Below are 2,895 nucleotides of genomic sequence, written 5' to 3' on the forward strand. Positions count from 1 at the left end.
ATAATAAAAAGGCCACCCAATCAGGGTGGCTTGTTTATTGGCTGGCGATTTGGTTAATATTGGTTCCACCAATAATTATCAGGATTGTAGTTGGGATTCTAGGATACCGATGATGTTTTAGAAGGGCGGGGCTGAATATCTCTGGTTGAATGTAGATAGGTTATGGAAAGGATGTTTGATGCCTTGCACCTCCTTCATGAGCGCATTGATATCACTACGGGTAGAACACAGTATCCGTTGCTGTTCTGTTGAGCGTACTTGAAGTAGGAAGGCCTGCGTACTGTGCTCCATGAGCTCACCCCCCTTAGTGCCATCTGAACCCCGTCAAAAACCCTCTGCAGCTGCGAAAGAGCATGTTCTGGTTTCAGCAGTGGTTCGGATGTGCCTTTGTCGGTCAGCTTGCCTAACTGGAAAGAGCGGTTCTTTTTTTAGTCGGGTTAGCGTATCTGTAAGCGTCATCATCAGCTACTTCCTGTTATTCTCGCTGATCGCTCAATGCTGTTAACTCTTCATGTACCTTTTGTACCGCTGGAGAATCTACCGTTTCATGCAGCCCGGTCTCCATTGTTGATTATCTGCCCAACAGCCAAAACAAGCGGCACATCACGCCCGAGAACCATGTCCGCCTGCATAACGAGGAGTGTCCGGCTGTTTCGCGGTGTGACCTACGGCATCATTACCACACAAAATAAGATGTATTGCGCAAAAATCCAGTTTAAATTAAGATTCCGTCTTAAGTTAAACTGGATTTTGTTATGTATTACCCACGTCACCTGCAATCCGTCCTGCAAAAGCTGTCCGCACAATTTCCCGCTGTATTGCTGACCGGTGCGCGGCAGGTCGGTAAATCTACGCTGCTTCAGCACATTGCGCCCGAATACGGATACCTTACCTTAGACGATCCCTTACTGCTCGACCAAGCCGAAAACGAGCCGCAACTGTTTTTATTGAACCACACGCCGCCGCTGATTGTGGACGAAGTCCAATATGCCCCCGAGCTGTTCCCCCTGCTGAAAATGGATATAGACCGGCGCAAGCAGAACGGCCTGTACCTGCTGTCCGGTTCTCAGGCTTTTGAGTTGATGCAAAATGTCAGCGAAAGCCTGGCCGGGCGTATTGCGGTATTGAAATTAAACGGATTGTCGTGGCGCGAAATGCGCGGCGATGATTTTCAGACGGCCTTTGTGCCGGACGAAGGCTATTTGGCTGACCGGAAACCGGTATTCAGTTTGCCCGAACACGAAAATATCTGGCAGATTATCCACCGCGGCGATATGCCGCGCTTATACGAGCAACCCGCAACCGACTGGCAGGTTTATTATGCCTCGTATGTCGCCACCTATATCGAACGCGACGTGCGCCAATTGGTCAATGTAGGCAGCAGCGGCGATTTCACTCGGTTCATGATTGCTATTGCCGCCCGCAGCGGGGAATTATTGAATTACAGCAGCGTGGCCCAGGAAATCGGCGTATCGTTGGATACCGTCAAGCGTTGGCTCACCGTGCTGCAAACATCGGGCATCGTCTATCTGCTGCAACCCTATGGCAACAACCACCTTAAACGCGCCATCAAAACCCCGAAAGTCTATATGCTGAACACCGGCCTGATGGCCTACCTGACCAAATGGCTGACGCCGGAAACCATTCAAAACGGAGCCAAGAGCGGGCAGTTTTTTGAAACCTTCGTGGTGGGTGAAATCATCAAATCCTTCCACAACCAAGGCCAAGAACCGCCGATTTATTTTTACCGCGACACCAATCAAAAAGAAATCGACCTACTGATCGAACACCAGCAGATGCTGTACCCCGTTGAAATCAAAGCCACCGCCAATCCGAATAAAAAAATGGCCGCCGCTTTCAACCTATTGCGCAACACGCTGCTAGCAAACGAATTGGGCATCGCCCACGGTACGATTATCAACCAGTACCCGCAAAAAATCTGGTTGGCGGAGAATTTGGTTGCCGTGCCTGCGGCCTATGTTTGAAGCTACCGAAACCGCCCTTCAAGGAATGAACCATGCCCAACACCCTCGACCCCCCCATCTCATCCGAACATCCCCACGACAGCACCCTATCCCCCTGCAAGCTCACCGACTGGACCTTCACGCGCTACCACACGCCCGGCAAATCCGAGTATGCAGTGGTGTACGGCACGGTCGCCCAAGACGGGGCGGGACGCTTTGCCGCAGGCAGCCGAATCCGCACCTCGCCCGTTACCCAATGGGCGGCACCGCTGGCCCATACGCACAACTCGGTGTACTGCCTGCCGGAAGGTGCAGGCTGCTTTTGCGACCTGCCCGCAACCTTGCAGCCTGCCATAGATAGTTTAGGTATCGATCCTGCCGAAGCGGTCGTTATCCTGCAAAATGCCTTCATGCAGCCTGCACATGCCTTGCCTGAAACCGCCTGTTTCGGCGTTCCGGTGATGCGGCCGGCAGGAGAGGGCGATTGCCCGGTCGTCATGGAGCGCCACATCGCCGAATTGCCGTTCTACCCGTTTTGGCGGGATAGCAGCATCGGTTCCGCCCAAAGCCTGATAGACGGGCAAGCCGCCGTGTTTCTGCACGATTGGAACGCATTCTGCCGTCTGTTTGTCCGTACCGGTAAACACCGCTGCCAAACCAGCCACACAGGCAATCAAGCGGAAGACGGCCAATGCAGCTATTTCGGCCTGCCGATTGTGTATACGCCAGAACAGGATAATGCTCTTGCCATATCGGAAGTTGACATCGCCAAACTACCGTTTTACACCTATTGGCACACCGCCTACGCTTCCGATGTACACCGGTTAGCAGACGGCACACGCGTTGTGCCCCTTGCCGATTGGGAAGCCTTCTGCCAACGGTTGGTATTGACCGGCAGATAGGCAGACAAAAAAAGTGCAGGCTGCTTTTT

Annotated in this window: 2 protein-coding genes; both read left to right on the forward strand. The window is 52.7% G+C overall.

All coding sequences use genetic code 11. The features are described 5' to 3' along the window. Positions 1-755 precede the first annotated feature (755 nt). Positions 756-1,985, forward strand: coding sequence for an ATP-binding protein (locus F9B91_RS12130; RefSeq protein WP_150923306.1), 1,230 nt, complete (start codon positions 756-758; stop codon positions 1,983-1,985). Positions 1,986-2,017: 32 nt separating this feature from the next. Continuing rightward, on the forward strand, positions 2,018-2,866 hold the full coding sequence (locus F9B91_RS12135; RefSeq protein WP_186805917.1) for a hypothetical protein: 849 nt from the start codon (positions 2,018-2,020) through the stop codon (positions 2,864-2,866). Positions 2,867-2,895 lie beyond the last annotated feature (29 nt).

Origin of the sequence: Streptococcus mitis (genome assembly GCF_008763935.1) — a bacterium.
GTDB lineage: Bacteria > Bacillota > Bacilli > Lactobacillales > Streptococcaceae > Streptococcus > Streptococcus mitis_DB.

What these genes read in the sequence shown, in the direction of transcription:
- F9B91_RS12130 (WP_150923306.1), top strand. Translation starts at nt 756, where the DNA reads ATGTATTACCCACGTCACCTGCAATCCGTCCTGCAAAAGCTGTCCGCA.
- F9B91_RS12135 (WP_186805917.1), top strand. Translation starts at nt 2,018, where the DNA reads ATGCCCAACACCCTCGACCCCCCCATCTCATCCGAACATCCCCACGAC.